Genomic DNA, 22,966 nt, shown 5'->3' with positions numbered 1-22,966 from the left:
GCCCCGCACCTCGAACCTAGTTCTCCTCGCGTGGCGCCACGCCTGCGACGCGTGCCCGCCGTGCCTCGCGCAAAGGAGGCCCTTCTTGAAACGTTTCTGGATCGGCGTTCTCATTCTCGCTGTCGTTTGCGTGGTTGGCTTCGGCGCCTATGCCTGGAAGCCTGAGATCGATCCGGTCGAGCCGCCGCAGCGCGCCGCTTTCGACCAGGCGCTGATCGAGAAAGGGGCCGTGCTCGCCTCGGTCGGTAACTGCACCGCGTGCCACACCAAGCCGGGGGAAAAATCCTTCGCCGGCGGGCTGGCGGTGCCGACGCCCTTCGGCACCATCTATTCCACCAACATCACGCCGGACCCAAAGACCGGCATCGGACGCTGGTCGGAAGCCGCCTTCAGCCGGGCCATGCGCGAGGGCGTCGATCGTGACGGCGATCATCTCTACCCGGCCTTTCCGTTCGACCATTTCACGCTTGTGTCCGACGAGGACAACAAGGCGCTCTATGCCTATCTGATGACGCGCCGGCCGGTGGAGAACCAGCCTCCCGCCAATGAACTGCCGTTCCCGCTGAACGTGCGGTTTGTTCTGGCCGGCTGGAAACTGCTCTTCTTCGACAAGGGTGCTTATCGCGAGGATGCGTCCCAGAGCGCGGAGTGGAACCGCGGCGCCTATCTGTTCGAGGGCCTCGGCCATTGCGGCGCCTGCCACACGCCGCGCAACGCGCTCGGCGCCGAAAAGAAGGGATCGCATCTGGCCGGCGGCGAGGCCGAGGGCTGGACAGCCTTCGCGCTCGACGCCTCGTCCTCCGCTCCGATCCCATGGACGCGTGACAGCCTCTTTGCCTATCTGAGGCAAGGCTGGCAGGCCGACCATGGCGTGGCCAACGGACCGATGGCCGAAGTCACCGGCAATCTCGGCCGGCTGCCCGATTCCGACATCGGCGCCATCGCCACTTACCTGACGTCCCGCATGGGCGCGCCGACGCCCGAGCGCGCGGCGATAGGCGAGGCGGTCCGCAAGAAACTCTCGACCGATCAGGGCGGCACGCCGATACCGGCGAGCGCCACGACCGGCAGCGTGACCAGCCGCGGCGGCGCGATCTACCAGGCGGCCTGCGCCACCTGCCATGACGGCAGCCGCGCGCAGCCCTTCGGCGGCATCGATTTCCACCTCTCCAGCACCATTGCGGCGTCCGACGCGCAGAACGCCATCAACGTCGTGCTGTTCGGCCTGCCGGCGGCGAGCGGCCGCCAGAGCCCGATCATGCCGGGTTTCGCCGCGACGCTGAAGGACGACCAGGTGGTCGACCTGCTCGCCTATCTGCGCGAGGCCTATGCCGCCAAGCCGGCCTGGCCGGACGCGCAAGCGAAGCTCGCGGACACCAGGAGCGGGAAATACCAGGTCAGCGTTCGGCCCTCCGACGGCATCGAGCGCGCCCCCGAAAACATAGGAGCCAAGGACTAGAACATAGGAGCCAAGGGACTGATGGTTAAGCTCAACGTCAACGGCGCCGCGCACGACGTCGACGTCGATCCGGCGACGCCGCTGCTTTACGTGCTGCGCAACGATTTGAAGCTCAACGGCGCCAAGTTCGGCTGCGGCCTCGGCCAGTGCGGCGCCTGCACGGTGATGGTGGACGGCGAGCCGGTCTTTTCCTGCCTGACGCCGGCGATGCTCGTCGAGGGGCGCGCGATAAGGACGGTCGAGGGCCTCGGCACCATCGACGATCCAGGGCCGATGCAAAAGGCCTTCATCGAGGAGCAGGCGGCGCAATGCGGCTATTGCATCGCCGGCATGATGATGCGGGCGCAGGCGCTGCTCGAGGCTAAGCCCGAGGCGGGCGATGCCGACATCAGGCAGGCGCTGGAGCCCAATCTCTGCCGCTGCGGCACGCATATGCGCATCCTGCGCGCCGTGGCCCGGGCGCGCGACCTCATGAAGGCGAGGTCGGCCGGCCTGGCGCCCGCCGCTGCCGCGGGGAGGGGATGATGGACGCACCGAACCCGCATCTTCCGGACATGACGCGGCGCGGCTTCCTGGCGGGAGCCGGCGCGCTGGTCGTGTCCTTTGCCATCCCCGCGGCTGCCCAGGAGGGCGCGACGCCGGCGCCTGGCGCCGAAGCGGCAAAGCCGAAGCTGCCGGGCAGCCTCGCCGACACGCCGTCGCTCGACGCCTGGATCCGCATCGACGCCGACGGCTCGATCACCGTCTTCACCGGCAAGGCCGAACTTGGTCAGGGCACCAAGACATCGCTGCGCCAGATCGCGGCCGAGGAGCTTGAAGTGGAGCCCGCGGCGATCAAGCTGATCACCGCCGACACGGCGCTGACGCCGAACGAAGGCTACACGGCCGGCAGCCAGACGATCCAGAACAGCGGCACCGCGATCCGCTACGCGGCGGCGCAGGTGCGCCAGATCCTTCTCGCCAAGGCGGGCGCAAGGCTCGGCGCGCCGGTCGAGACGCTCAAGGCGGAGGCCGGCAGGATCGTCGGCCCGAACGGCGCCGAGGCCGGCTATGGCGAGCTGGTCTCGGCCGATTTCCTGCATGTCGATGCGGCCGCCGACACCAGGCTCAAGCCGCCCGGAACCTATCGCGCGATCGGCAAGCCCTTCGCGCGGGTGGACATTCCGGCCAAGGTCACCGGCGGCGAGGCCTATGTGCAGGACATGCGGCCGCCGGGCATGGTGCATGCCCGCGTGGTCAGGCCGCCGAGCTATGGTGCCAAGCTCACCGATTTCGCCGACGCCGCCGTCAAGGCGATGCCCGGCGTGGTCGCGGTGGTGCGCGACGGCGATTTCCTGGCCGTCGTCGCCGAGCAGGAGTTCCAGGCGGTGAAGGCCATGCGCGCCATGGCCGCCGTCGCGAAATGGCAGGAGCAGCCGGCGCTTCCCGACCAGAGCGACATGCCGGCCTTCCTGGAAAAATCCGTTTCGGAAGTCGGCGCCGTGACCTCGGTCGGCGCCGAAAGCGCGCCGGGCGCCAGAACGCTGCAGGCGCAGTTCACGCGTGCTTACCAGATGCACGGCTCGATCGGCCCGTCGAGCGCGGTGGCCCTGCTGGACAATGGCCTGACGACGGTGTGGACGCACACCCAAGGCGTCTACCCCGACCGCAAGGCGATCGCCGAGATGCTCGGCGTGCCGCCCGAAAAAGTGCGCTGCATCCACACCGAGGGCTCCGGCTGCTACGGCCATAACGGCGCCGACGACGCCGCCGCCGATGCGGCGCTGATCGCGCAGAAAGTTCCGGGCAAGCCGGTGCGGGTGCAATGGATGCGCGACCAGGAGCATCTGTGGGAGCCCTACGGGCCGGCGATGCTCACCAGGGCGAGCGCCACGCTCGACCAGCACGGCAGCATCGTGAACTGGCATTACGATCTGTGGAGCAACAGCCACGGCACGCGGCCGGGCTCGGCCGGCTCGCTGATCGCGGGCCGGCTGATGGCGCGGCATTTCCCGGCCGACCCCGCCAAGCTGCAGATCTCGCCGCTCGGCAATGGCGACCGCAACGCGATCCCGCTCTACGACGTGCCGAATCAGCGCGTGAACTGGCACTTCATCGCCGATATGCCGGTGCGGGTATCCTCGCTGCGCGGGCTCGGCGCCTATTGCAACGTCTTCTCCATCGAAAGCTTCATGGACGAGCTTGCGCTGGCGGCGAATGCCGATCCGGTGGAATACCGGTTGCGCCACCTGAAGGACCCGCGCGCCAGGAAGGTGATCGAGGTGGCGGCCGACAAATTCGGCTGGTCGAAAGATGCGCTGCCGCAAGGCCGGGGCAGGGGTTTCGCCTTCGCCAAATACAAGAACCACGCCGCCTGGCTTGCCGTGGCGCTGGAGGCGGATGTCGATCGCGACAGCGGCACGATCCGCATCTCGCATGTGGTCTGCGCCGTCGACTGCGGCGAGGCGGTGGCGCCGGATTCGATCGTCAACCAGACCGAGGGCGGCATATTGCAGTCGCTGAGCTGGACGCTCTACGAGGCCGTCCATTTCGACAGGACGCGCATCCTGAGTTCCGACTGGTCGGCCTATCCGATCCTGCGCTTCAGCGCCGTGCCGGACAGGATCGATGTTCATGTCGTCGACAATCCCGGCGCGCCCTATCTCGGCGTCGCCGAAGCCGCCCAAGGCCCCACCGCCGGCGCCATCGCCAACGCGTTTCGGCATGCGACGGGCAAGCGCATCTACGATCTGCCCTATACGCGCGAACGGGTGAAGGCGGTGCTGGGGGTGTAGGGGCTGCCGATTGGCGAAAGCTCGCGTGACAGTCGATCTCCCCCCTTGTGGGGGAGATGCCCGGCAGGGCAGAGGGGGGCGCTGTCCCGCCAGCATTTCAGTCGAACCACTATCTTCTTGGAGGCGAATTCGCAAAGACCGAGTTCCTTCGCACCCCCCCTCTGACCTGCCGGCCATCTCCCCCGCAAGGGGGGGAGATTGGCAGTTCCGGCGACGGCACCCTCTCTGCAATGTCGGTGATTGGCGAAAGCATGCGCGACATCCAATCTCCCCCCTTGCGGGGGAGATGCCCGGCAGGGCAGAGGGGGGTGTGACGGAACGCTGCCTTTGGCCGTTGTGGCCGCCACACAAGCAGGGAATGAGATGAACACCCTTCACCTCGTCGAAGCCTCGATCGCCGACCTGTGCCGCGCGCTGGAGGATGGCGCAGTCACCAGCGTCGAGCTTACCGGCGCATACTTGCGTCGCATCGCGCATTACGACCGGCACGGCATTGCGCTGAATGCCGTGCCCATCCTCAATCCGAAAATGTTCGAGGAGGCGGCTGCCTCAGACCGGCGCCGCCGCCAGGGCAAGCCGCTCGGGCCTCTCGACGGCATCCCCTACACCGCCAAGGACAGCTACAAGGCGAAGGGCCTGACGGTCGCGGCCGGCTCGCCCGCTTTCGAGCATCTCACGGCAAACGACGACGCCTTCACCATCGCCCGGCTGCGCGCCGCCGGCGCGGTGCTTATCGGCCTCACCAACATGCCGCCGATGGCCAATGGCGGCATGCAGCGCGGGGTCTATGGCCGCGCCGAGAGTCCATACAACAAGGATTACCTGACCGCAGCCTTCGGCTCCGGCTCGTCCAACGGCTCGGGCACGGCGACCGCCGCGAGCTTCGCCGCCTTCGGGCTCGGCGAGGAGACCTGGTCGTCGGGCCGCGCGCCGGCGTCCAACAATGCGCTGGTCGCCTACACGCCCTCGCGCGGTGTGATCTCGGTGCGCGGCAACTGGCCGCTGGTGCCGACCATGGATGTGGTGGTGCCGCACACGCGCACCGTCCCCGACATGCTGGAGCTGCTCGACGTGATCGTCGCCGACGATCACGACACGCGCGGCGATTTCTGGCGCGTGCAGCCCTGGGTGCCGATCCCCAAGACCTCGACGCTTCGGCCGGCGAGCTATACCGGGCTGGCGTTGCAAGGCGCGCTCAAGGGCAAGCGGCTCGGCGTGCCCAAAATGTATATCGGCAAGGACAGCGAAGCCAACCGGCCGATCGAGACGCGCGCCTCGGTGCTCGACCTCTGGCAACAGGCGGCGCGCGACCTCGAAGCGCTCGGCGCCGAAGTGGTCGAGGTCGATTTCCCCGTCGTCTCCAACTACGAGCGCGACCGTCCGGGCGCTCTCTCCATGATCGATCGCGGGCTGGTGCCGCAGGAGTTTGCCCAACGCGAGCTCTGGGACCTCGCCATCTGGTCATGGGACGATTTCCTGCGCGCCAATGCCGATCCGGCGCTCCCCGATCTCGCCTCGGTCGACGGCCCGAAGATCTTCCCGCAGCCGCCGGGCGCGCTGCCCGACCGCTACGGCGACGACGGCTTCGACCTGGCGGAGTATGTCGAGCGGGCCAAGCAGGGTGTCTCGCCGCTCGAAGACATCCCCACGATCGAGGCGGGGCTGAAGGGCCTGGAGGCAACGCGCCGCGTCGATTTCGAGGATTGGCTCGGGGCCAACCGGCTCGACGCCGTGGTGCTGCCGGCCGTCGCCGATGTCGGCCCGGCCGATGCCGACGTCAACGTGGCCTCGGCAGACCTCGCCTGGCGCAACGGCGCCTGGGTCGCCAACGGCAATCTGGTCTGGCGCCATCTCGGCATCCCTACGGTGACGGTGCCGATGGGCACCATGGCCGATATCGGCATGCCTGTCGGCCTCACCTTCGCCGGCAAGGCCTATGACGACGTCGCGCTGCTGACGATGGCCGGCGACTACGAGCGCTCCACGCAGCGCCGCACCGTTCCGCCGCGCACGCCGGCGCTGGCGGACGATGTGTTTGCGGCGCGCGGCGGTATGACGAGCGGTGCCGGCGATGCGCCGTTTGCCCCGACGCTGACTGCCGAAACGGTCCACGCCGGTGACACGGACGAGATCGCGATCGCGCTGGAGATTGAGGCGAGCGAGGCGCAGCCGGAAGCGGTCGCGAAAGTCCACGTCAACGGCGAGGCGGTCATCATGCAGCCGGGAGGTAACCGCTACACCGGCCGGGTCGAGGTGCCGGCCCCGACGCATCAAGGCCTCCACAGTGTCTGGCGCGGCTCCTATGGCTCTATCGTCACGGCCGTCGTGAGGCTGGCAGATGGGCGCGCGGCGGGCGCCTATGTCGTGACGGGCGGGATTGGTTAGCGCCTGATCTCCCCCCTTGAGGGGGAGATGTCGCCGAAGGCGACAGAGGGGGTCGCTGCGCGTGGGGCGCCAACCTCTTCGCTTCCACAAGGCGTCGGTGCTTGATGCGAGACGACCCCCTCTGGCCGCTTCGCGGCCATCTCCCCCTCGAGGGGGGAGATTCGGCGCCGCCTCACCCCACCCAATCCACCACCAGCGCCGCCACCCCGAACACCGCCCCGGCCGCGCAGACCGCATTCCATCCGCCCCACGCCCAGGTCACCCCCGCCAGCAGCGAGCCGACCGCGCCGCCGATGAAGAATATCCCGACGAACAGTCCGTTGAGGCGCCCGCGCGCCTTCGGCTGCAAAAGGTTGACGGCGCGGCGGCCGAGCGTCTGGTCGCCGGTGACGCCGATGTCGAGCAGCACGGCGCTGGCGCCCATCAGCAGCAGCGGCAGCCATCCCCCACCGGTGGCCGCGCCCGCCCAAGTCGCAAGTCCGAGCGCGGCGATGAGCCCGAGATGACAGGCGATCGTCACCGGCCGCGTGAAGCCGCGATCGCCGGCGCGGCCGAAGATCGGCGTCACCGCAGCACCCCCGGCGCCCGCCAGCGCGAACAGCGCGATGCCGCGCTGGCCGAGTTCGAAGGGTGCTGCCGAAAGGCGAAGCGCTACTGCCGTCCAGAACACGCTGAAGGCAGCCATCACCAGGCTCGCCGTCAGCGCGCGGCGGCGCAGCACTGGTTCCTGGCGCAAAAGCTCCAGCAGCGAGGCGATCAACGTCGCGTAGCTCGTATGCGCCAGCGGCCGCCGCCGCGGCAAGGCGAGGCCGAGCAAGATGGCGAGCAGCGCCAGCGCCGCGGCGCTGATGCCGTAGAAGGCGCGCCAGCCGAAGGCGTCGGCGGCCAGGCTGGCGAGCGGACGCGACAACAGGATGCCGACCATCAGCCCGCTCATCACGTCGCCGATGACGCGCCCGTCCTGTCCGGGCGGCGCCATCGAGGCGGCGACCGGCACCAGCACCTGGATGCAGGAGCAGGCGGCGCCCAGCACGAACAGCACGGCGAGCAGGGAGGTGGCGGACGGCGCGAACGATGCGATCGCCGCAGCGAGCGCCGCCGCGCCGAGCATGCGCAGCACCAGCACCCGGTTCTCGACGAGGTCGGAGAGCGGCACCAGGAAGAACAGCCCGGCGGCATAGCCGAGCAAGGTCGCCATCGAGACGAGACCGCTCTCCGATGCCGCGGCGCCCAGCGACGGGCCGATCAGCCCGACCAGCGTCTGCGGCGCGAACAGGTTGGTGACGATGATGCCGACCGAGGCGGCAAAGAGCAGCGTCTGCGATCGGGTGATGGTTTCGGCCGGCCGCTCGGCCAGTTGCGCGTTGTGGGTTCCGTGCATGAGGTTCCTCGCTGTTCGCATATCCAGCGAGGACTTTATTCGGAATAAGCATAATGCTACAATTGAATTGACATGATAATGATTATGCGAGCTACGCATGAATATCCACGACCTCGAAGCCTTCGTCGCCGTCGTCGAAACCGGCTCCATCGTCGGCGCCTCGGCCAGGCTCAACCTCACCCAGCCAGGCGTCACGCGCCGCATCCAGAATCTGGAGGAGCGGCTGGCCACACCCTTGCTCGACCGCCAGTCGAAACCGCTGAAGCCGACCGCCTCGGGCCGCGAGGCCTATGAGCATGGCCGCCGCGTGCTGCGCTCGCTGGAGGATCTGAAGGCCGGCGTGTCGCCGGCCGGCGAGGTGAGGGGCGAGTTTCGGCTGGGCATCATGCCCTATCTCTCGACCAGCGCGCTCTCCGAGCCGCTCGACGGTCTTCGCGCGGCCTTTCCGCAGCTGACGCTGAAAATCACCTCCAGCCTGTCGCCGCGCCTGGTGGAGCAGGTGCTGCACAGCGAGATCGACGCCGTCGCCGTCTGCCTCGCCGAGGGTGTCGCGCCGCCGCCGGAACTCGTCGGCGACGATCTCGGCGTGCAGGCGGTGCTCTTGGTTGCCTCGCCCGGCCTCGGCGTGCCGAAACCGTCGGAGCTCACCGACCTTGCGCGCTACCCCTGGGTGCTCAACGAGACCGGCTGCGGCTTCCGCGCCTTCATCCGCCACCGCTTCGAAGTGGCGCGGCTGCCTTTCCACGTCGGCGTCGAGGCGCAAGGGGCCGATCTCAGGATGTCGCTGGTGGCGCGCGGCCACGGCATCGGCGTCGTCACCCCCGGCGCCCTGTCCGGCAGCCCTTGGCGCGACGCGGTCGAGGTGGTCGATTGCCCCGGCTTCAAGCCGCAGGTGCGCTGCTGGCTCCTCCACCGCCCGCCGGCCGGCAGGCTCGCGCGCCCGATCGCGGTCTTCCGCGACGCGCTGGCGGAAGCGCTGAAGGGACCCATGCCGCTGATGTCGTGAGGCGCGGCGCTATCTCCCTGGGAGGGAAAGCGATTTCAATACCTTAGCCAGCCTATCCGGTCGTCATCCTCGGGCTTGACCCCATAGGCGCTAACTTAGGCTTGACGGTGATCGTGGTGAGTGATTCACCGTGGTTATGAGCGATTCGCTGCAAGCGTTGGATTGGGACGAGCTGGTCGGACGATTGGGCTCGGCGGAAGAGTTGGAGACCAGCGCGCGGGAGGCTGGGGCGCTGCTGCGCAAACGGCAGGTGGCTAGCGCTGCTGACCTGCTGCGGCTGTGTTTTGCCTATGTGCTGGGTCGCTTCTCGCTTCGGATGCTGGCTGGTTGGGCCGAGCAGCGGGGAGTGGCGTCGATGTCGGACGTGGCGATGCTGAAGCGTCTGAAGGCCAGTGCTGATTGGGTGGGCGGCCTGGTTTCGCAATTGCTTGCCGAGCGCTGCCCCGAAGCCTTCGCCGGCTTGTACGGAGGCCTGCGGATGATGGCGGTGGACGCCACGGTAGTTGCGCCGCCTGGTCCCAAGCGGGTTTATTGGATGGTGCACACGGTGTTCGATCTTGCAACGCTGAAGCTCTGTTCGGTGGAGGTCACGGATCGCCATGAAGCCGAGCGGCTGTCGCGCGGCGCCAGGGCTGGAGAGCTTCGGATCGCCGACCGTGCCCACGCCAAGGCCGACGATCTGGCTCGGGTAATCGAGGCAGGGGCTGATTTTCTGGTTCGTGCCCCTTCAAACTATCCACGCCTGCTGGATGGCCAAGGCCGGCTATTGGATCGCTTGGCGCTGTGCCGTGAAGCGGGCAAGAAGGGCGTGCTCGATCTTTCGGTGGGCGTCCAGGACGGCAAGTCCAGGGTCGCGATACCCGCTCGGGTGGTGATCCTGCCCATGCCGCCCGAGGCGGCTGAGAAGGCCAGACGAGCGGCGCGCCGTTTGGCGGCCAAGGCGAGATACAAACCCAGCCAGGCCGGCATCGAGATGGCCGGCTATCTGGTGCTGTTGACATCGCTGCCGCCGGATGACTGGCCGCCTGAGCGGCTCGCCTCGACCTATCGTCTGCGATGGCAGATCGAGCTGGCGTTCAAACGCATGAAGTCGCTGGTGGGTCTGGAAGATCTCCGCGCAAAGGATCCCGACCTGGCTCGCCTGTGGATCAACACCGCTCTGCTGGCCGCCCTGCTGGCCGAAGATGACCTGCCGGCCCTCGATCCCGAGGCGCCGGACTCTCTCCCCCTGGCCGCCTGAACCGATCCGCCCTGCCGATCTGGCGTCTCGTGGCCTTGGCAATCTCCAACATCTCGATGGCTGTATTACTGGGGCCTACCAGGTTGATCTCCCTCGACATGCTGCTCCACCGCTTGCGCGAACCACCCCGACGACGACGCGCCATCGCACATCGATTGCTAAGTTAGCGCCTATGGGGCTTGACCCGAGGATCCATGCCGTGACGCTCGAGCGCCGCCACGTCGCAGAAAGGCAGGGCTGCTCGACAAGCGGCCGTTCTCGATCGTGGCATCCTCCGACCGACGTCACGGCATGGATCCCAGGGTCTGCGCGCGTCGCTTCGCTCCTTGCTCCGCCCTAGGATTGTTTGAGAAGGATCGGGTAGTTTGGCGGCCGGGACTGCGGCCCATCACAGCCAGCAGTCCCGGCGGCAGGCGACCGTCCCTGGGACCGGGTAGCACCCGACGTCATCAAGGTCCCTGCCGTCTTTGTCCGCCATCGCTTGGAGAGTTGATTGGCCGCCGGCTCACGCCACGCCCGCAAACAATCCGAAGCCCTTTAAGGATACCACCAGCATGGCCTTCCTGCATCACAACCGCAATTGTGCCTCGGCTTCGACATCGCCAAGGACACCATCACCGTCTGTGACGGCGCCACCACCCGCACTATCGCCAATCAGCGGCGCACGATCCGTGCCTTGCTCAAGAGCTACAAACACATCGACCTTGTCGTGTGCGAGCCGACCGGCGGCCATGAAAGCCTGCTGCTCGAGGAGTGCCTGCGCGCCGGTATCGCCTGCCATCGTGCCGACACGCTCAAGGTCAAGAGCTTCATCCGCTCCTACGGCACGCACGGCAAGAGCGACGCCATCGATGCCGGCATGCTTTGGGCCTATGGCCGTGAGCGCTGGGATAAGCTGTGCCTGTGGCAGGCTCCAGACGCTGAGGAGATCCGCCTGCGCGCCTTGGTCCGCCGCCGCCAGGAGCTCATAGCCCTCAGGGGCGCCGAGAAGAACCGCCTCAAGGCTCCCGGCGGCCGCGAGCTCGCCGCCTCCTTCAAGGCGCTGATCAAAGCCATCGACAATCAGATCAAGGCCATCGAGGCCGACATCCGCGAGCTCGTCGCCAACAGCACCACCCTCAAGCACCGGGCAGCCATCTGCACGGCCATGGACAGTCTCGGCCCGATCGTGGCGGCCAAGCTCTTGGCCACCTTGCCCGAACTGGGGTCCATGACACGCCGCAAGGCTGCAGCCCTTGCAGGGCTCGCGCCTCATCCAAACGACAGTGGCCAAAAACACGGCTACCGCAAAATCCGTGGCGGACGACCAGAGGTCAGGAGCATGCTCTACATGCCCGCCTTGCACGCCGCTGCCGGAAGGGGCGAGTTCGCACCATTCTACAAACGCCTTCGCGCCAACGGCAAGAAGCCAATGGTGGCCATCGCCGCCGTCATGCGAAAGATCATCGTCACCCTAAACGCTAGGCTTAGAGACGCCTCGATCCTTCAGAGTTGATGACGAAGGCACGCTGGCGCCTCCAGACCATCACTCCGCCTCTTGCTCCTGTTTCGCCCTGTGCCAAGGTTGGCCCTTACCCTCGCGCCATGCACACCAGCCATATGGAAGATCCCAGAGCTCGCGAAGCGAGCTATCACGCTTTACCATCTCCGACAGGCCGACAAGCATGGCATTGGCCATCTTGAAATCGGCAGCCCGGTTCAGGAACTGCCACGCGCCGTCGTCGTCGTCATGCACGACATAGTCGATGATATGTTCGCCCGTCACGACCTGACGCGTCGTGAAGACCGCAACATTGGGCGGATCGTCAAACGGCCAGTCGGGATCCATCTGTCAACTCCTGCGACAGGCGAACGGGAGGATCAATCCTCAATCGGATACAGAAGCGAGCCATGAGTCCCAAAACTGCTGCTGCATGTGGACGAACACGGGCACCACGTCATAGCCTTCGTCGAATATATTGACTAAGTCGCTCTCCCTGGGACGCTCCCCCTTTTTTACCTTGCAGACCACCAATCCACGGCTCATTCCTGTCACAGTCCCTTCAGGGAAAACATTGTAACTCGCGCCGTAACAGAATGGCAGTATCCCTTCTACTTCGAGTTGCTTGCGGATTTGGCACAGGGCTTCGAAATAGTCGTCTTCTTCCGCCTCGATGACCTTGTTTCGATAGCTGCAGGTGAGCCTGCATCTTGTTCCCACGTCCTGCAGCGTGAACACCGCCGGCTCGTTGCCTCCGGTGTCTCCTCCAATCAGAAATACGGTGCATTGTCGACTCATCGTAATTCCCCCAATCAATCGCGGATTGTAGTTGTGATGTATTTGCATTTCAACTAGTGATTGATAAGTCGGCAATGGCACTCGCCGGCTCCGCCGCCTTGACCCATCCCCCGCCTCCGCTATCCTCGCCGCCATGTCAGACACCGCTCCCTCCGCCGCCGCTCCGCTCATCGTCATCGACCTCCAGACCGGCATGTTCGACGGCCGCTTCGATCCGCCGATCCATGACGCCGGCGCCATCGCTGAACGTGCTCGAAAACTGATCGACTGGGCGCGGCGCTCCGGCCGCAAGGTGGCGTTCATCCGCCATGATGGGCCGGCGGGCGATCCGCTGGCGCCGGGCGCTTCCGGTTGGCCGGTGTGGCCGCAGCTCGGCCAGGCGGCCGGCGAGCCGACATTCGGCAAGACGGTCGGCAATGCCTTTTCCAATGCCGAGCTCAGGCAGTGGATCGCGGGGCAGGGCGCGCGGGACGTCGTGCTTATCGGCGCCCAGACCGACTTCTGCGTCGCCGCCACAGTCAAGGGCGCGTTAGCCGAAGGGCTTGGCGTCACCGTGGTTTCGGATGCCCATTCGACGCTGGATTCTCATGAGGAGAAGGCGCCTGACATCATCGCGCGGCACAATGAGGTTTTCGCGAAGCAGGGCGCGCGGCTGACGACGACGGCGGTGTTGGTTGGCAGCTGAGCGCCAGTTCCCTTCTCCCCTTGTGGGAGAAGGTGGATCGGCGCGCAGCGCCGAGACGGATGAGGGGTGTTGGAAGAAACTCGGCGTCTGCTGGTTGAAGCGCCAGGACTCCATCGCCTCGCTCCGTCCAGCACCCCTCATCCGTCGCCTTCGGCGACACCTTCTCCCACAAGGGGAGAAGGGGAAGACCCCAAAGGAGCCCACCATGCCCCACATCGCACTGCCCGCCGAAGGAGGCTGCCGCTGCGGCCGCGTGCGCCTGAAAATCTCGGCAAAGCCGCTGCTCACCATGGCCTGCCACTGCACCGGCTGTCAGCTTATGTCCTCCAGCGCCTATTCGCTGAGCGCCGCCATGCCCGCGGAAGGTTTCGAGATCACCAAGGGGGAGCCGGTGATCGGCGGCCTGCACGGCGCCTCGAGACACTATTTCTGCGGCTACTGCATGACCTGGATGTTCACCCGGCCGGAAGGGCTCGACTGGTTCGTCAACCTGCGTCCGACCATGCTCGACGACCACGCCTGGTTCACGCCCTTCATCGAGACCTGGACCAGCGAGAAATTATCCTGGGCGACGACGCCCGCCGTGCACAGCTACGCGGCCCTGCCGGCCTTCGAGGAGTATGAGGGGCTGGTCGCCGAATACGCCCAAGCCTGATTGCCCAAAAGAAACGGCGCCCGCGGGGGGCGCCTTGGTTCATGGTCGACGCGGCCGTTGGGGGCGACATTGTTGGGGATGTGCTTGGGCGTCCGCGTCGACCACGGCGGCCTCGTACCGCAGACCGCACCATCGCATATTTTTTGCGCGCGGAAACTTCCGCGAAAGCGGAATAGGCAGTGCCTCCTTCTCCGTTGCGGGAGAAGGAGTCGCCGAAGGCGACGGATGACTGGTGCTGGACGAAGCGAGATATTGGAGGCCAGGTGCTCAAAATCATCCACGCCCCGTTCCTCCCAACCCCCTCATCTGTCTCGGTGCTGCGCGCCGATCAGCCTTCCCACAATACCGGGCGGGCAGGGCGGTCGCCAGCGACGGCGCAATGATCGGCTGAGCGGCGCGGAAAATCGGCTGCGGCCCGCGGATCGTTTCGCCGCTGCCAACGTTCCTTCTGGTGAAATCGAGATCCGGAGGAACCGATGGCTGATCAGAGCAGAGAAGAGCGCATCCGCATGCGCGCCTATGAACTTTGGGAAAAGGAAGGAAAGCCCGAGGGCGCCGACTTGCGCTTTTGGGAACAGGCGATGAGCGAGATCGACGAAGAAGATCAAAGGCAGGATACGTCGGGCAAACGCGCCCGCCGGGCCGGCGCATAGACGCCGAGCACCATGAAGTTCTGAAAGCCGCATGGCGAGCGGCCGAACGGCAGGCGCCGGATTATGCGGGCGCCTGTTCCGGTTTCGAAGTTTAAGCCAACTATCAAGCGACGAGCTAAAGCATGTCTCCCAGTGGGAGCCGGTTTCAGGACGAAGACATGCGTAAAATCAAAAACCTAAAGCGCATGCGGCGAATCTGAAAGATCGCGACGCGCTTCAGGCGCGGCGCTTGCCGCCGCCTGCGCTTGATCGCCTGACATCGCGGGCGCCGCGGATCGACATGCGCCCCCACCCCAATTAGTTTGCGTGCATATGTTTCAGGCCGCTTCGGCTTCGTGAAGCATTTCACCGTTTCCGCGCAATCGGCTGGTTACAGACGCACCTCAAAAGCGGCGCCCGGCACTATCGTGCCGCTGCTTAAGTGGAGGTCGCGATGTTTAAGAGCCTTAGCCGAATCCGGGCCGCCTTCGCGCGGGCGAGCCAGCGCCGCAGGACGACGCGCGAATTGAACGAACTGCCGCCGGAAATCCGCAAGGATATCGGCTTGCCCGATTCCGTCCTGGACATCGAGATTCGGTTGCCCTTCTAACCGCGTGTTGCCCAAAAGTGCGTAGCGGTTTTTGGGACAACGACATGCGTCACAACAAAGCCTCGCTTAGCGATGCGATGCCGGCGGCACGGGTGCGTTCAATCGTCCCGTGCCGCCTGGCCAATGGTCAGCCGGCGGGCTTGTAGGCGCCGGCGGCCTTGTTGGCGGCCGCGATCACGGCTTTCATGTCGAGCTCTTCGAGGACGACGAGGTCGCTCACCGAGCCACTGGCCCGCACGGCAAGGGCCATGCCCATCCCGGCAACCTGATCCGGCACCTCACCATTGACGACGACGTCGTACATGCCGCGCGTGAACGTCAGGTTGCTCATCCTGCCGCCGACGCTTTCAAAAAGCGCCGCAATTGCAACCTCGCGGTTCGATCCCTGCATCAGCCCTTTGGCGGCATGGGGTTCGTAATTGGCCAATATGGTAACCTTCATGGGAATCTCCTCCAAATATCATTGCCCCGGGCTGCTCGATCGTTTGAGCAGCACACCGAGGTGCATGTGCTTCACCGGCATTTGACTTGGTCTGTGGACCGCCTGGACAAACATGGCCAACGGCGGTTCGGCCGGAGCAAGGCTTCGGCCTGCGATAATATGCGCTTATTCTAATATAACGACAATCCCGCTATTGGCGCCGGAGGCGGAGATGCACGCCGCCGATCCGGTATCCTTTGCCTTTACCCCAGCCACCACCACAGTCCGCCGACCGCCAGCGCGATCAGCACCGCGACGCCGGCGAGCATAAGATAGGAGCCGATGATCATCTCGCGGATGATCTTCTTGATACTGGCGCGGTCGTTGAGGTTGGGGAAGGGTTCGTTGGGAAGCGGAACGCCGAGGAAATCGCAGAGCGGACCCCAGCCGTCGGTCACCTTGAACACCAGGAGCCTCTCCGGTGACACCGCCGCTTTCACTTCGTCGATATAGGCGTTGTAGCGCGCCACCGCCTTGTCACGGTCGTTCATCACGCCTTTCAGCGTGCGGCCCCAGACCAGCTTCCGCGACATGTCGCCGAACTTGCGGCCGAACGGCGTCAGCCATTCCAGCACCCTGAACTGCCAGACATTTTCGGTGAAGTAGATCGTGTCGATGGTGCTCTCGTACCAGGCTTCGGCGCCACGCGGATGCAGCGTCAAAAGCACCTTGGCACGGGGATAGGCCGCCATCAGCTCGCGCCACACTCAGCAGCCCGGATTGTCGACGGTCGCCCGGTAATTGGCAAAGACGCGATTCCAGTCGTGCTGCGTGCCGGGCGGGCTGTTCGCCACCTTGCGCCAGAAGTCGAGATGGCCCTTGTTGGCCTTGTTCATGATGACTTCCTGCATATGGTAGCTCGGAAAGCCGAGCCTGTTCAGCGCAGCGAAAGTGGACCACGTGCCGGTGCGGCCGAATCCGGCCCCGATGATTTCGAGTGTCATTTACCCCCTATCCCGTTTGGCCGGATTGTTTTTCTCCTGACTCTCCGGCCCGCAGCCTCCATGCTGCGCTGAAGTCGCTTCACTCGCAACATTTTTCCATTAGCGTTTCTGAAAATATGCCGGCAAGCGCATGTCGGCCAAAAGTGTGCAGCGGTTTTGGGTGTGCAGCGGTTTTGGGAAAGCGACATGCGGGAAATAACGTCGCCTGGACGATGCGCCGTGACTGTTTTGTGTATTCACGCGAAGGGTGCCGTCTGATAATAGGTCAGCTACATTGACCTAAAAGAAAACTCGCCCTGCGGGAGGTGCGCCTTGACCCTGTTGAACCTTCTGGCCTCGCGCTCCTCGCGCATGAAGGCCTCGGAAATCCGCGAGCTGCTCAAGCTGCTCGACCAGCCCGACATCATCTCATTCGCCGGCGGCATTCCGGATCCGACGCTGTTTCCGGCCGAGGCCATCGGCGACGCCTACCAGGCGGTGCTCGGCGGCGCGGAGGCGGGCGCCGCCTTGCAATATCAGGTCAGCGAAGGCTTTCTGCCGCTGCGCAAATGGCTGGCCGCCTATATGGGCACGCTGGGTGTCCGGTGCGACGAGGGCAACATCTTCATCACCTCCGGCTCGCAGCAGGCGCTCGACTATCTCGGCAGGCTGTTTTTGTCGCCCGGCGACACCGCGCTGGTGACCTGGCCGACCTATCTTGGCGCGCTGCAGGCCTTCAACGCCTATGAGCCGCGCTACGACCGGCTGAACGTTGCCGGCGGCAACATGACGCCGGAAGCCTATCGCGCGGCGGCCGCGGCCAATGGCGGCAAGGTGAAGTTCGCCTATCTGGTGCCGGATTTCGCCAACCCGACCGGCAATACGCTCGATGCCGGGCAGCGCGAGGCGGTGCTCGATCTCGCCGGCGAGCTCGACATAGCCGTCATCGAGGATGCCGCCTATCGGGCGCTGCGCTACGACGGCGAGGCCGTGCCGCCGATCCTGGCGCTCGACTGCGCGCGTTCCGGCGGCATCGACAAGGCCCGCACGCTCTATTGCGGCTCGTTTTCCAAGATCCTGTCGCCCGGCATGCGCGTCGGCTGGGTCTGCGCGCCGCGCCACGTCGTGGAAAAGCTGGTGCTGATGAAGCAGGCCTCCGACCTGCACAGCCCCTCGATCAACCAGATGGTCATGCACCGCGTCGCCGAAACGATCTTCGATCGCCAGGTGGAGAGGCTGATCGGCGCCTATCGCCGGCGTCGTGACGCGCTGCTCGGCGCGCTCGAGGAAAACATGCCCGACGGCATTTCCTGGAACCGGCCGGAAGGCGGCATGTTCGTCTGGCTGACGCTGCCCGAAGGCTCGGACGCCACCGACCTCCTGGCCCGTTCGGTGAAGGAGGCGCGCGTCGCCTTCGTTCCCGGCAAGGCCTTCTACGCCGACGGCACCGGCCGCAACACGCTGCGCATGTCGTTCACGCTCGCGGATGACCGCGCGGTGGGCGAGGGTGTGCCAAGGTTGGCGAAGTTGCTGAGGGGTTGAGCCGCAACGCTGAAACTGCTGATCTCCTGCCCTTGTGGGGGAGATGTCCGGCAGGACAAAGGGGGGCGCGAAGGAACGCGGGCTTGCCGTCTTGCCTGTCCGACACTTCGAAGCATGGAGAGACTGGCGCGACAGCGCCCCCCTCTGCCTTGCCAGGCATCTGCCCCACAAGGGGGGAGATTGGCTGTCGCGCCGGCTTTCGCCAATCTCCAACCAAGTTGTAAAGCACCTCCTTCGCCGGCTATCATCTCATTCTCGCGCAGGCGTGATTGTCGAGGCCGCCGATTCTTCAGCTAGGGTCGCGGCCGATCCAATACCCCCCTGGATCGACAGGCCGCGAAGTCCACCTTCACGGCCCGAACGAAAGAGCCCCGACGGCCTCCACCGGCGGGGCTTTTTTCATGCATTGGCCCGCATCGGGGAGCCGACGCGGAGAAGCGCGACAGAGCCAGGCGACGCTACTTGTTGCAGTTCTGCATGTCGGAAGTCATGGCGCCGCTGGGAGTGTTGTTGTCGGTATCGTAGCCGCCGCTGTCCTTGCAGCGGTCCTCCATGCCGTTCGACTTGTTCGTGGAACCGGTCGTGGTCGTATCCGTCTGGGTCGGCGTTGTGCCAGTCACCGTTCCGCCACCGTTCACGCCGCCCGACACACTGCCCGACGCATTCGCGCCGGCGCTCGTGCCGGTCGATTGCGCCATCGCGGCCGAGGTCGCGAGCGCAAGGGTAAGCACGCAAGCTGCGAGGATTTTCTTCATCATGAGGAAATCTCCATCGGTTTGCATCGTTGATTGAATTTCCAACGGAGCATTCCAGGGGATGTTCCGGCTGAAAGAATTCGTGAAGGGCCGCATCGCCGGTCTTTTCGAGGGTTTGGCGGGCAGATCGCGCGGCGGTCGGCCCTTGCAGGAGACGGCCGGCAAGCTCAAATGTGTCGCCCCGGCTGGTGAGGGAGGATGGCATGGATGCATCGCTCCGCGTGACGCTGCTGCTCGGCAGCGCGCCCGATGTCATGCGCTGCGCTTCATGGCCGAAGCAGGCCTTCGCCGCCATCGTCGCCATCAACAATGCCTGGCGCGTGCGCTCCGACTGGGACATCCTTGTCCATGCCGGCGATTTCCCGGCCGATCGCATGCCGCGGCCCGATCCGGCGCGGCGGATCTTCAGCGCCGCCGACTATGTGCCGGCGCAGAACAGCTTCGGCGGCTTCGTCTATGCCGGCGGCACCATGTCGATGACGGCGGCCTACTGGACGGTCCGCAGCCAGAGACCGGACGTGCTCGCCTTCCTCGGCTGCGACATGATCTACGATCATGCCGGCGACACGCATTTCTACGGCACCGGCCGCGCCGACCCGCTGCGCGGCGACATCACGCTGCAGAGCCTCGAGGCAAAGTCCGCGCGCTTGCTGATCCACGCGCTGCGGCGCGGCACGCTCTGCGCCAACCTGTCGGCCCTGCCGCGCAGCCGGCTGATCTTCCCGAAGCTCTCCTTCGAGGAGGTGCGGGAGCTCACGCCATCGCGCCTTGCCGCCATGCGGGCCGAGTTGCGCGCCTGCATCGACACCGAGGCGGTGGATGCGGCCGAGGCGATGGAGCACGAGTTCGGCTATTTCTACGACGACGGGATGTACTGGAACCACCTCGACGAGATCGACGGCGCCAAGCTTGCCCGCATCGACCGGTTGTGGCTGGCGGCCGTGGACGGGCTGGTGGCGCCGCCGCTGGAGGAATGCAACGCGGCGGAGTAGGGCGTTCAACCCGATCGTTGGAGATTGGCGAAAGCGGCGGTGACGTCCAATCTCCCCCCAAGCGGCTAGGGGATGCATACATTTCCAAGCGGCTGGTCTTTGGCGATAGCGTGCATGGCAGCTTGGCGCATGTCTAATGTAGCGCTGGTCGACCCCCCACTCCGTCTCGGCTTCGCCGAGCCACCTCTCCCCCGATCGACGGGGGAGAGGAAAGGCGCCAGGCTTTTTGCCGTCAACGCTCGTCCAGCAAGGCTCCCTTCCTTTCCCTCCGGAGGGGGGAAAGGTGGCGCTGCGAAGCAGCGACGGATTGGGGGAACCACCTGGCAATCAAGCCTCAGGTCGATCAGTAGTCACAGAAGATGTGTGCATAGCGTAGCCACAAGGGTAGCCACAAAGGGGGGAGATCAGCGGTCTCGGCGCCCCGCCAACTCGTCACACAAAGTTGCTCGGCTCCGGTTCGCCTTTCGGATAGATTTTCCTCAGTTCAAGCAGAAGGAGTGCAGCCATGATCTCGCGCTTTGGCTTTGCCGCGCTTGTGCTGTTCGGTCTCGCCACCCAGGCATCCGCCTTCGAAATCTCCAGCCCGTCGGTCTCCAACGGCAAATGGGACGCCAAATATCTCGGCGACAAGGCTGGATGCGGCGGCAAGAGCGTCTCGATCGCGCTTGCCTGGAAGGACCCGCCGGCCGGCACCAAGAGCTACGCGCTCACCATGTTCGATCCCGATGCCAATGGCGGCAAGGGGTTCTGGCATTGGCTCGCCTGGGACATCCCGGCGAGCGCCAAAGGCCTGGCCGAAGGCGCCGGCTCGAAGGGCGGCAAGCGCTTGCCCAGGGGCACGGTGTCCGGCGAAAGCGGCGTCGGCCGCGCCGGCTATTTCGGCCCATGCCCGCCGCCCGGCAGCGGCATGCACCACTATGTCTTCACGCTCTATGCGCTGGGCGAAGCGAAGCTGCGCACGCCGGAAAATCCGTCGCCGGCGATGGTGTCGGTGGCGGCGAAGAGCCAGGCGCTGGGCGAGGCCAGCGTGACGTACACGTATGGGAGGTAGCAGGACGCCCTACCTCCCCCTTGTGGGGAGGTCGGACCGAAGGTCCGGGTGGGGGTCGGCGCCAGCCCCGCCCCGCTGCTTCGCAGCGACCCTCCCCACGAGGGGGAGGGTAAGCCCCATCACTCCGCCGCTTGCAGCTTGTCCTGCGTCTTCGTCTCGAAGTCGCTGGCGTCGTGGCGCTCGTGCAGCTGGTAGGCCGGGTCGCCGGAGATGCGGTTGACCATGCGGCCACGCTTCACCGCCGGCCGGGCGTCGATCGCGTCGGCCCAGCGCTGCACGTGCTTGTATTCATGCACGGAGAGGAACTGCGCGGCGTCATTGTAGTTGCGGCCCTTGGCGAGCCCGCCATACCAGGGCCAGACCGCCATGTCGGCGATGGTGTAGTCGGGGCCGGCAAGGTATTCGCTCTCGGCCAGCCGCCGGTCGAGCACGTCCATCTGCCGCTTGGTCTCCATGGCGAAGCGGTCGATGGCATATTCGATCTTTTCCGGCGCATAGGCGTAGAAATGGCCGAAGCCGCCGCCGAGATAGGGTGCCGAGCCCATCTGCCAGAACAGCCACGAGAAGGTTTCCGCGCGAGCGGCACGCTCCGTCGGCAGGAACTCGCCGAACTTTTCGGCGAGATAGGTGAGGATCGAGCCGGATTCGAACACGCGCACCGGCTTCGGCTCGCTGCGGTCCATCAGCGCCGGAATCTTCGAGTTCGGATTGACCTCGACGAAGCCTGAGCCGAACTGGTCGCCGTCGTTGATGCGGATCAGCCAGGCGTCGTATTCGGCGCCCCTGTGGCCGCGCGCCAGAAGCTCCTCCAGCATGATCGTGATCTTCTGGCCGTTGGGCGTGGCCAGCGAATAGAGCTGCAGCGGATGCTTGCCGACCGGCAGTTCCTTCTCATGCGTCGGCCCGGCAACCGGCCGGTTGATCGAGGCGAAGGCGCCGCCATTCGGCTTGTTCCAGGTCCAGACTTTCGGCGGAGTGTACTGGTTCATCTCGAAGGCCCTGTTCTGCGGGGTGGATGCGGGTTCGTTGGCGCAAGATTTAGGTGCGGTTGCGCGCGCGTCAAAGAAAAAAGTTCAATTTTCGTTGAACTAACGACTGGGCCAGCCTCTTTTCCCTTATCCCCAAGGGCCACAAGGGAGAAGGGAAGATACCCTTGCACATCGCCCCTTTGGCCATACCTATAGAAAAAGACCCGCAATGCAGGATCGACCGATGACCATCGAAAAAGTCTCGCGCTCCGTCGTTGCCGTGCGCGCCACGGTTCCGGACGACGCCTTCACCGCCAATGCGCTGGGCACGCGCCGCGAGGGCAGCGGCGTGGTGATCCGCGACAGCGGGCTGGTGCTCACCATCGGCTATCTGATCACCGAGGCCGAGGAGGTCTGGCTGACCGACCAGGACGGCCGCGTGGTCGCCGCGCATGCGCTGGCCTACGACCAGGAGACCGGCTTCGGCCTGGTGCAGGCGCTGTCGCCGCTCGGCCTGCCGGCGGTCAAGTTCGGCAACGCCAGGAAGGCCAATATCGGCGACGCCGTGACGCTTGCCGACGGCATCGGCCAGCAGGTCGACGCCCACATCGTCACCAAGCAGGAATTCGCCGGCTACTGGGAATATCTCATCGACGAGGCGATCTTCACCGCGCCGGCGCACCCGTCATGGGGCGGTGCGGCGTTGTTCGACCGCGCCGGCAAGCTGCTCGGCGTCGGCTCGCTGCGCCTGCAGATGAGCCGCGCCGGCGAGGTCGCCGACATCAACATGATCGTGCCGATCGACCTTCTGACGCCGGTCCTCGACGACCTGGTGAAGCGTGGCCAGTTGGCCCGGCCGCCGCGCCCCTGGCTCGGCGCCTTCTCGGCCGAGTCGAACGGCATGGTGGTGGTGATGAGCGTTGCCGAGGGCGGCCCGGCCGAGCAAGCGGGTCTGCGCCAGGGCGACATCATCTCCGATGTGCGCGACGGCGAGGTCGACGGTCTCGCCGACTTCTACCGGAAACTCTGGCAGAACCCGGCCGGCGCGGAAATTCCGCTGCGTGTCGTGCGCGACGGCCGCGAAACCTGGCTGCGCGTAAAATCCGCCGACCGCAACTCCTTCCTCAAGAAGCCGCAGCTCCAGTAACG

At 65.7% G+C, this 22,966-nt stretch carries 21 protein-coding genes and 1 pseudogene; 15 read left to right on the top strand and 7 right to left on the bottom strand.

Annotated elements, in window-relative coordinates; translation table 11 throughout:
- The first annotated feature begins 85 nt into the window (after positions 1-85).
- The 4 genes from QAZ22_RS24375 to QAZ22_RS24360 all read left to right on the top strand — a co-directional run bounded on the left by QAZ22_RS24375 (position 86) and on the right by QAZ22_RS24360 (position 6,618).
- Positions 86-1,459, top strand: coding sequence for a cytochrome c (locus QAZ22_RS24375; protein WP_278203280.1), 1,374 nt, complete (start codon positions 86-88; stop codon positions 1,457-1,459).
- Between the two features lie 21 nt (positions 1,460-1,480).
- Complete coding sequence (locus QAZ22_RS24370) at positions 1,481-1,984, top strand: (2Fe-2S)-binding protein (RefSeq protein WP_278203279.1); 504 nt, start codon at positions 1,481-1,483, stop codon at positions 1,982-1,984.
- Positions 1,984-4,233, top strand: coding sequence for a molybdopterin cofactor-binding domain-containing protein (locus QAZ22_RS24365; RefSeq protein WP_278203278.1), 2,250 nt, complete (start codon positions 1,984-1,986; stop codon positions 4,231-4,233). The genes QAZ22_RS24370 and QAZ22_RS24365 overlap by 1 nt, the downstream gene beginning before the upstream one ends.
- A gap of 363 nt (positions 4,234-4,596) precedes the next feature.
- On the top strand, positions 4,597-6,618 hold the full coding sequence (locus QAZ22_RS24360; protein ID WP_278203277.1) for an amidase: 2,022 nt from the start codon (positions 4,597-4,599) through the stop codon (positions 6,616-6,618).
- A 172-nt stretch (positions 6,619-6,790) separates the two neighbouring features.
- Here the strand turns inward: QAZ22_RS24360 and QAZ22_RS24355 are convergent, their stop codons facing one another.
- Positions 6,791-7,999 carry an MFS transporter gene (locus QAZ22_RS24355; protein WP_278203276.1) on the bottom strand — a complete coding sequence of 403 codons (1,209 nt, stop codon included), beginning with the start codon at positions 7,997-7,999 and terminating at the stop codon, positions 6,791-6,793.
- 97 nt (positions 8,000-8,096) lie between these two features.
- On the opposite strand from QAZ22_RS24355, the gene QAZ22_RS24350 reads away from it, so the two are divergent.
- The 3 genes from QAZ22_RS24350 to QAZ22_RS24340 all read left to right on the top strand — a co-directional run bounded on the left by QAZ22_RS24350 (position 8,097) and on the right by QAZ22_RS24340 (position 11,740).
- A complete protein-coding gene (locus QAZ22_RS24350) occupies positions 8,097-9,005 on the top strand; it encodes a LysR family transcriptional regulator (RefSeq protein ID WP_278203275.1) in 909 nt (302 codons plus the stop codon).
- Between the two features lie 136 nt (positions 9,006-9,141).
- Positions 9,142-10,245, top strand: a complete 1,104-nt coding sequence (locus QAZ22_RS24345) for an IS4 family transposase (protein WP_278203274.1) — start codon at positions 9,142-9,144, stop codon at positions 10,243-10,245.
- A 580-nt stretch (positions 10,246-10,825) separates the two neighbouring features.
- On the top strand, positions 10,826-11,740 hold the full coding sequence (locus QAZ22_RS24340) for an IS110 family transposase (protein WP_278203224.1): 915 nt from the start codon (positions 10,826-10,828) through the stop codon (positions 11,738-11,740).
- Between the two features lie 30 nt (positions 11,741-11,770).
- Here the strand turns inward: QAZ22_RS24340 and QAZ22_RS24335 are convergent, their stop codons facing one another.
- On the bottom strand, positions 11,771-12,073 hold the full coding sequence (locus tag QAZ22_RS24335) for a hypothetical protein (RefSeq protein ID WP_278203273.1): 303 nt from the start codon (positions 12,071-12,073) through the stop codon (positions 11,771-11,773).
- Between the two features lie 39 nt (positions 12,074-12,112).
- The gene (locus QAZ22_RS24330; protein ID WP_278203272.1) at positions 12,113-12,604 is read right to left on the bottom strand and encodes a hypothetical protein; all 492 of its coding nucleotides are present in this window, start codon (positions 12,602-12,604) and stop codon (positions 12,113-12,115) included.
- 52 nt (positions 12,605-12,656) lie between these two features.
- On the opposite strand from QAZ22_RS24330, the gene QAZ22_RS24325 reads away from it, so the two are divergent.
- The 4 genes from QAZ22_RS24325 (at position 12,657) to QAZ22_RS24310 (ending at position 15,105) form a co-directional block, all read left to right on the top strand.
- Complete coding sequence (locus QAZ22_RS24325; RefSeq protein WP_278203271.1) at positions 12,657-13,208, top strand: isochorismatase family protein; 552 nt, start codon at positions 12,657-12,659, stop codon at positions 13,206-13,208.
- Positions 13,209-13,413: 205 nt separating this feature from the next.
- Positions 13,414-13,863, top strand: coding sequence for a GFA family protein (locus tag QAZ22_RS24320; protein WP_278203270.1), 450 nt, complete (start codon positions 13,414-13,416; stop codon positions 13,861-13,863).
- Positions 13,864-14,372: 509 nt separating this feature from the next.
- Positions 14,373-14,516, top strand: a complete 144-nt coding sequence (locus tag QAZ22_RS24315) for a DUF2934 domain-containing protein (RefSeq protein ID WP_278203269.1) — start codon at positions 14,373-14,375, stop codon at positions 14,514-14,516.
- Positions 14,517-14,949: 433 nt separating this feature from the next.
- Entirely contained in the window at positions 14,950-15,105 is a 156-nt protein-coding gene (locus tag QAZ22_RS24310; RefSeq protein WP_278203268.1) for a DUF1127 domain-containing protein, read from the top strand.
- A gap of 127 nt (positions 15,106-15,232) precedes the next feature.
- On the opposite strand, the gene QAZ22_RS24305 is transcribed toward QAZ22_RS24310, so the two are convergent.
- Together QAZ22_RS24305 and QAZ22_RS24300 are read right to left on the bottom strand one after the other, a co-directional pair.
- On the bottom strand, positions 15,233-15,532 hold the full coding sequence (locus QAZ22_RS24305) for a GYD domain-containing protein (protein WP_278203267.1): 300 nt from the start codon (positions 15,530-15,532) through the stop codon (positions 15,233-15,235).
- A 257-nt stretch (positions 15,533-15,789) separates the two neighbouring features.
- Positions 15,790-16,530: pseudogene (locus QAZ22_RS24300) on the bottom strand (sulfotransferase family protein).
- Between the two features lie 351 nt (positions 16,531-16,881).
- Between QAZ22_RS24300 and QAZ22_RS24295 the strand changes: the two are divergent.
- Positions 16,882-18,051 carry a PLP-dependent aminotransferase family protein gene (locus tag QAZ22_RS24295; RefSeq protein ID WP_278207930.1) on the top strand — a complete coding sequence of 390 codons (1,170 nt, stop codon included), beginning with the start codon at positions 16,882-16,884 and terminating at the stop codon, positions 18,049-18,051.
- A 458-nt stretch (positions 18,052-18,509) separates the two neighbouring features.
- Here QAZ22_RS24295 and QAZ22_RS24290 read toward each other — a convergent pair whose 3' ends face one another.
- Positions 18,510-18,809, bottom strand: a complete 300-nt coding sequence (locus QAZ22_RS24290; RefSeq protein ID WP_278203266.1) for a hypothetical protein — start codon at positions 18,807-18,809, stop codon at positions 18,510-18,512.
- A 200-nt stretch (positions 18,810-19,009) separates the two neighbouring features.
- On the opposite strand from QAZ22_RS24290, the gene QAZ22_RS24285 reads away from it, so the two are divergent.
- Positions 19,010-19,798, top strand: coding sequence for a hypothetical protein (locus QAZ22_RS24285; RefSeq protein WP_278203265.1), 789 nt, complete (start codon positions 19,010-19,012; stop codon positions 19,796-19,798).
- A 505-nt stretch (positions 19,799-20,303) separates the two neighbouring features.
- The gene (locus tag QAZ22_RS24280; RefSeq protein WP_278203264.1) at positions 20,304-20,849 is read left to right on the top strand and encodes a YbhB/YbcL family Raf kinase inhibitor-like protein; all 546 of its coding nucleotides are present in this window, start codon (positions 20,304-20,306) and stop codon (positions 20,847-20,849) included.
- Positions 20,850-20,968: 119 nt separating this feature from the next.
- Here QAZ22_RS24280 and yghU read toward each other — a convergent pair whose 3' ends face one another.
- Positions 20,969-21,838: a glutathione-dependent disulfide-bond oxidoreductase gene (gene yghU, locus QAZ22_RS24275; RefSeq protein ID WP_278203263.1), complete on the bottom strand. Its 870-nt coding sequence runs from the start codon at positions 21,836-21,838 to the stop codon at positions 20,969-20,971.
- A gap of 223 nt (positions 21,839-22,061) precedes the next feature.
- On the opposite strand from yghU, the gene QAZ22_RS24270 reads away from it, so the two are divergent.
- Positions 22,062-22,964 (top strand): S1C family serine protease, encoded by a 903-nt coding sequence (locus tag QAZ22_RS24270; RefSeq protein WP_278203262.1) that lies wholly within the window; start codon positions 22,062-22,064, stop codon positions 22,962-22,964.
- Positions 22,965-22,966 lie beyond the last annotated feature (2 nt).

The organism is Mesorhizobium sp. WSM4906 (assembly GCF_029674625.1).
Lineage (GTDB): Bacteria > Pseudomonadota > Alphaproteobacteria > Rhizobiales > Rhizobiaceae > Mesorhizobium.
This window is presented reverse-complemented; position numbering and strand designations above follow the sequence as displayed.

What these genes read in the sequence shown, in the direction of transcription:
- QAZ22_RS24370 (WP_278203279.1), top strand. Translation starts at nt 1,481, where the DNA reads ATGGTTAAGCTCAACGTCAACGGCGCCGCGCACGACGTCGACGTCGAT.
- QAZ22_RS24365 (WP_278203278.1), top strand. Translation starts at nt 1,984, where the DNA reads ATGGACGCACCGAACCCGCATCTTCCGGACATGACGCGGCGCGGCTTC.
- QAZ22_RS24360 (WP_278203277.1), top strand. Translation starts at nt 4,597, where the DNA reads ATGAACACCCTTCACCTCGTCGAAGCCTCGATCGCCGACCTGTGCCGC.
- QAZ22_RS24355 (WP_278203276.1), bottom strand. Translation starts at nt 7,999, where the DNA reads ATGCACGGAACCCACAACGCGCAACTGGCCGAGCGGCCGGCCGAAACC.
- QAZ22_RS24350 (WP_278203275.1), top strand. Translation starts at nt 8,097, where the DNA reads ATGAATATCCACGACCTCGAAGCCTTCGTCGCCGTCGTCGAAACCGGC.
- QAZ22_RS24345 (WP_278203274.1), top strand. Translation starts at nt 9,142, where the DNA reads ATGAGCGATTCGCTGCAAGCGTTGGATTGGGACGAGCTGGTCGGACGA.
- QAZ22_RS24335 (WP_278203273.1), bottom strand. Translation starts at nt 12,073, where the DNA reads ATGGATCCCGACTGGCCGTTTGACGATCCGCCCAATGTTGCGGTCTTC.
- QAZ22_RS24325 (WP_278203271.1), top strand. Translation starts at nt 12,657, where the DNA reads ATGTCAGACACCGCTCCCTCCGCCGCCGCTCCGCTCATCGTCATCGAC.
- QAZ22_RS24320 (WP_278203270.1), top strand. Translation starts at nt 13,414, where the DNA reads ATGCCCCACATCGCACTGCCCGCCGAAGGAGGCTGCCGCTGCGGCCGC.
- QAZ22_RS24315 (WP_278203269.1), top strand. Translation starts at nt 14,373, where the DNA reads ATGCGCGCCTATGAACTTTGGGAAAAGGAAGGAAAGCCCGAGGGCGCC.
- QAZ22_RS24310 (WP_278203268.1), top strand. Translation starts at nt 14,950, where the DNA reads ATGTTTAAGAGCCTTAGCCGAATCCGGGCCGCCTTCGCGCGGGCGAGC.
- QAZ22_RS24295 (WP_278207930.1), top strand. Translation starts at nt 16,882, where the DNA reads ATGAAGGCCTCGGAAATCCGCGAGCTGCTCAAGCTGCTCGACCAGCCC.
- QAZ22_RS24290 (WP_278203266.1), bottom strand. Translation starts at nt 18,809, where the DNA reads ATGATGAAGAAAATCCTCGCAGCTTGCGTGCTTACCCTTGCGCTCGCG.
- QAZ22_RS24285 (WP_278203265.1), top strand. Translation starts at nt 19,010, where the DNA reads ATGGATGCATCGCTCCGCGTGACGCTGCTGCTCGGCAGCGCGCCCGAT.
- QAZ22_RS24280 (WP_278203264.1), top strand. Translation starts at nt 20,304, where the DNA reads ATGATCTCGCGCTTTGGCTTTGCCGCGCTTGTGCTGTTCGGTCTCGCC.
- yghU (WP_278203263.1), bottom strand. Translation starts at nt 21,838, where the DNA reads ATGAACCAGTACACTCCGCCGAAAGTCTGGACCTGGAACAAGCCGAAT.
- QAZ22_RS24270 (WP_278203262.1), top strand. Translation starts at nt 22,062, where the DNA reads ATGACCATCGAAAAAGTCTCGCGCTCCGTCGTTGCCGTGCGCGCCACG.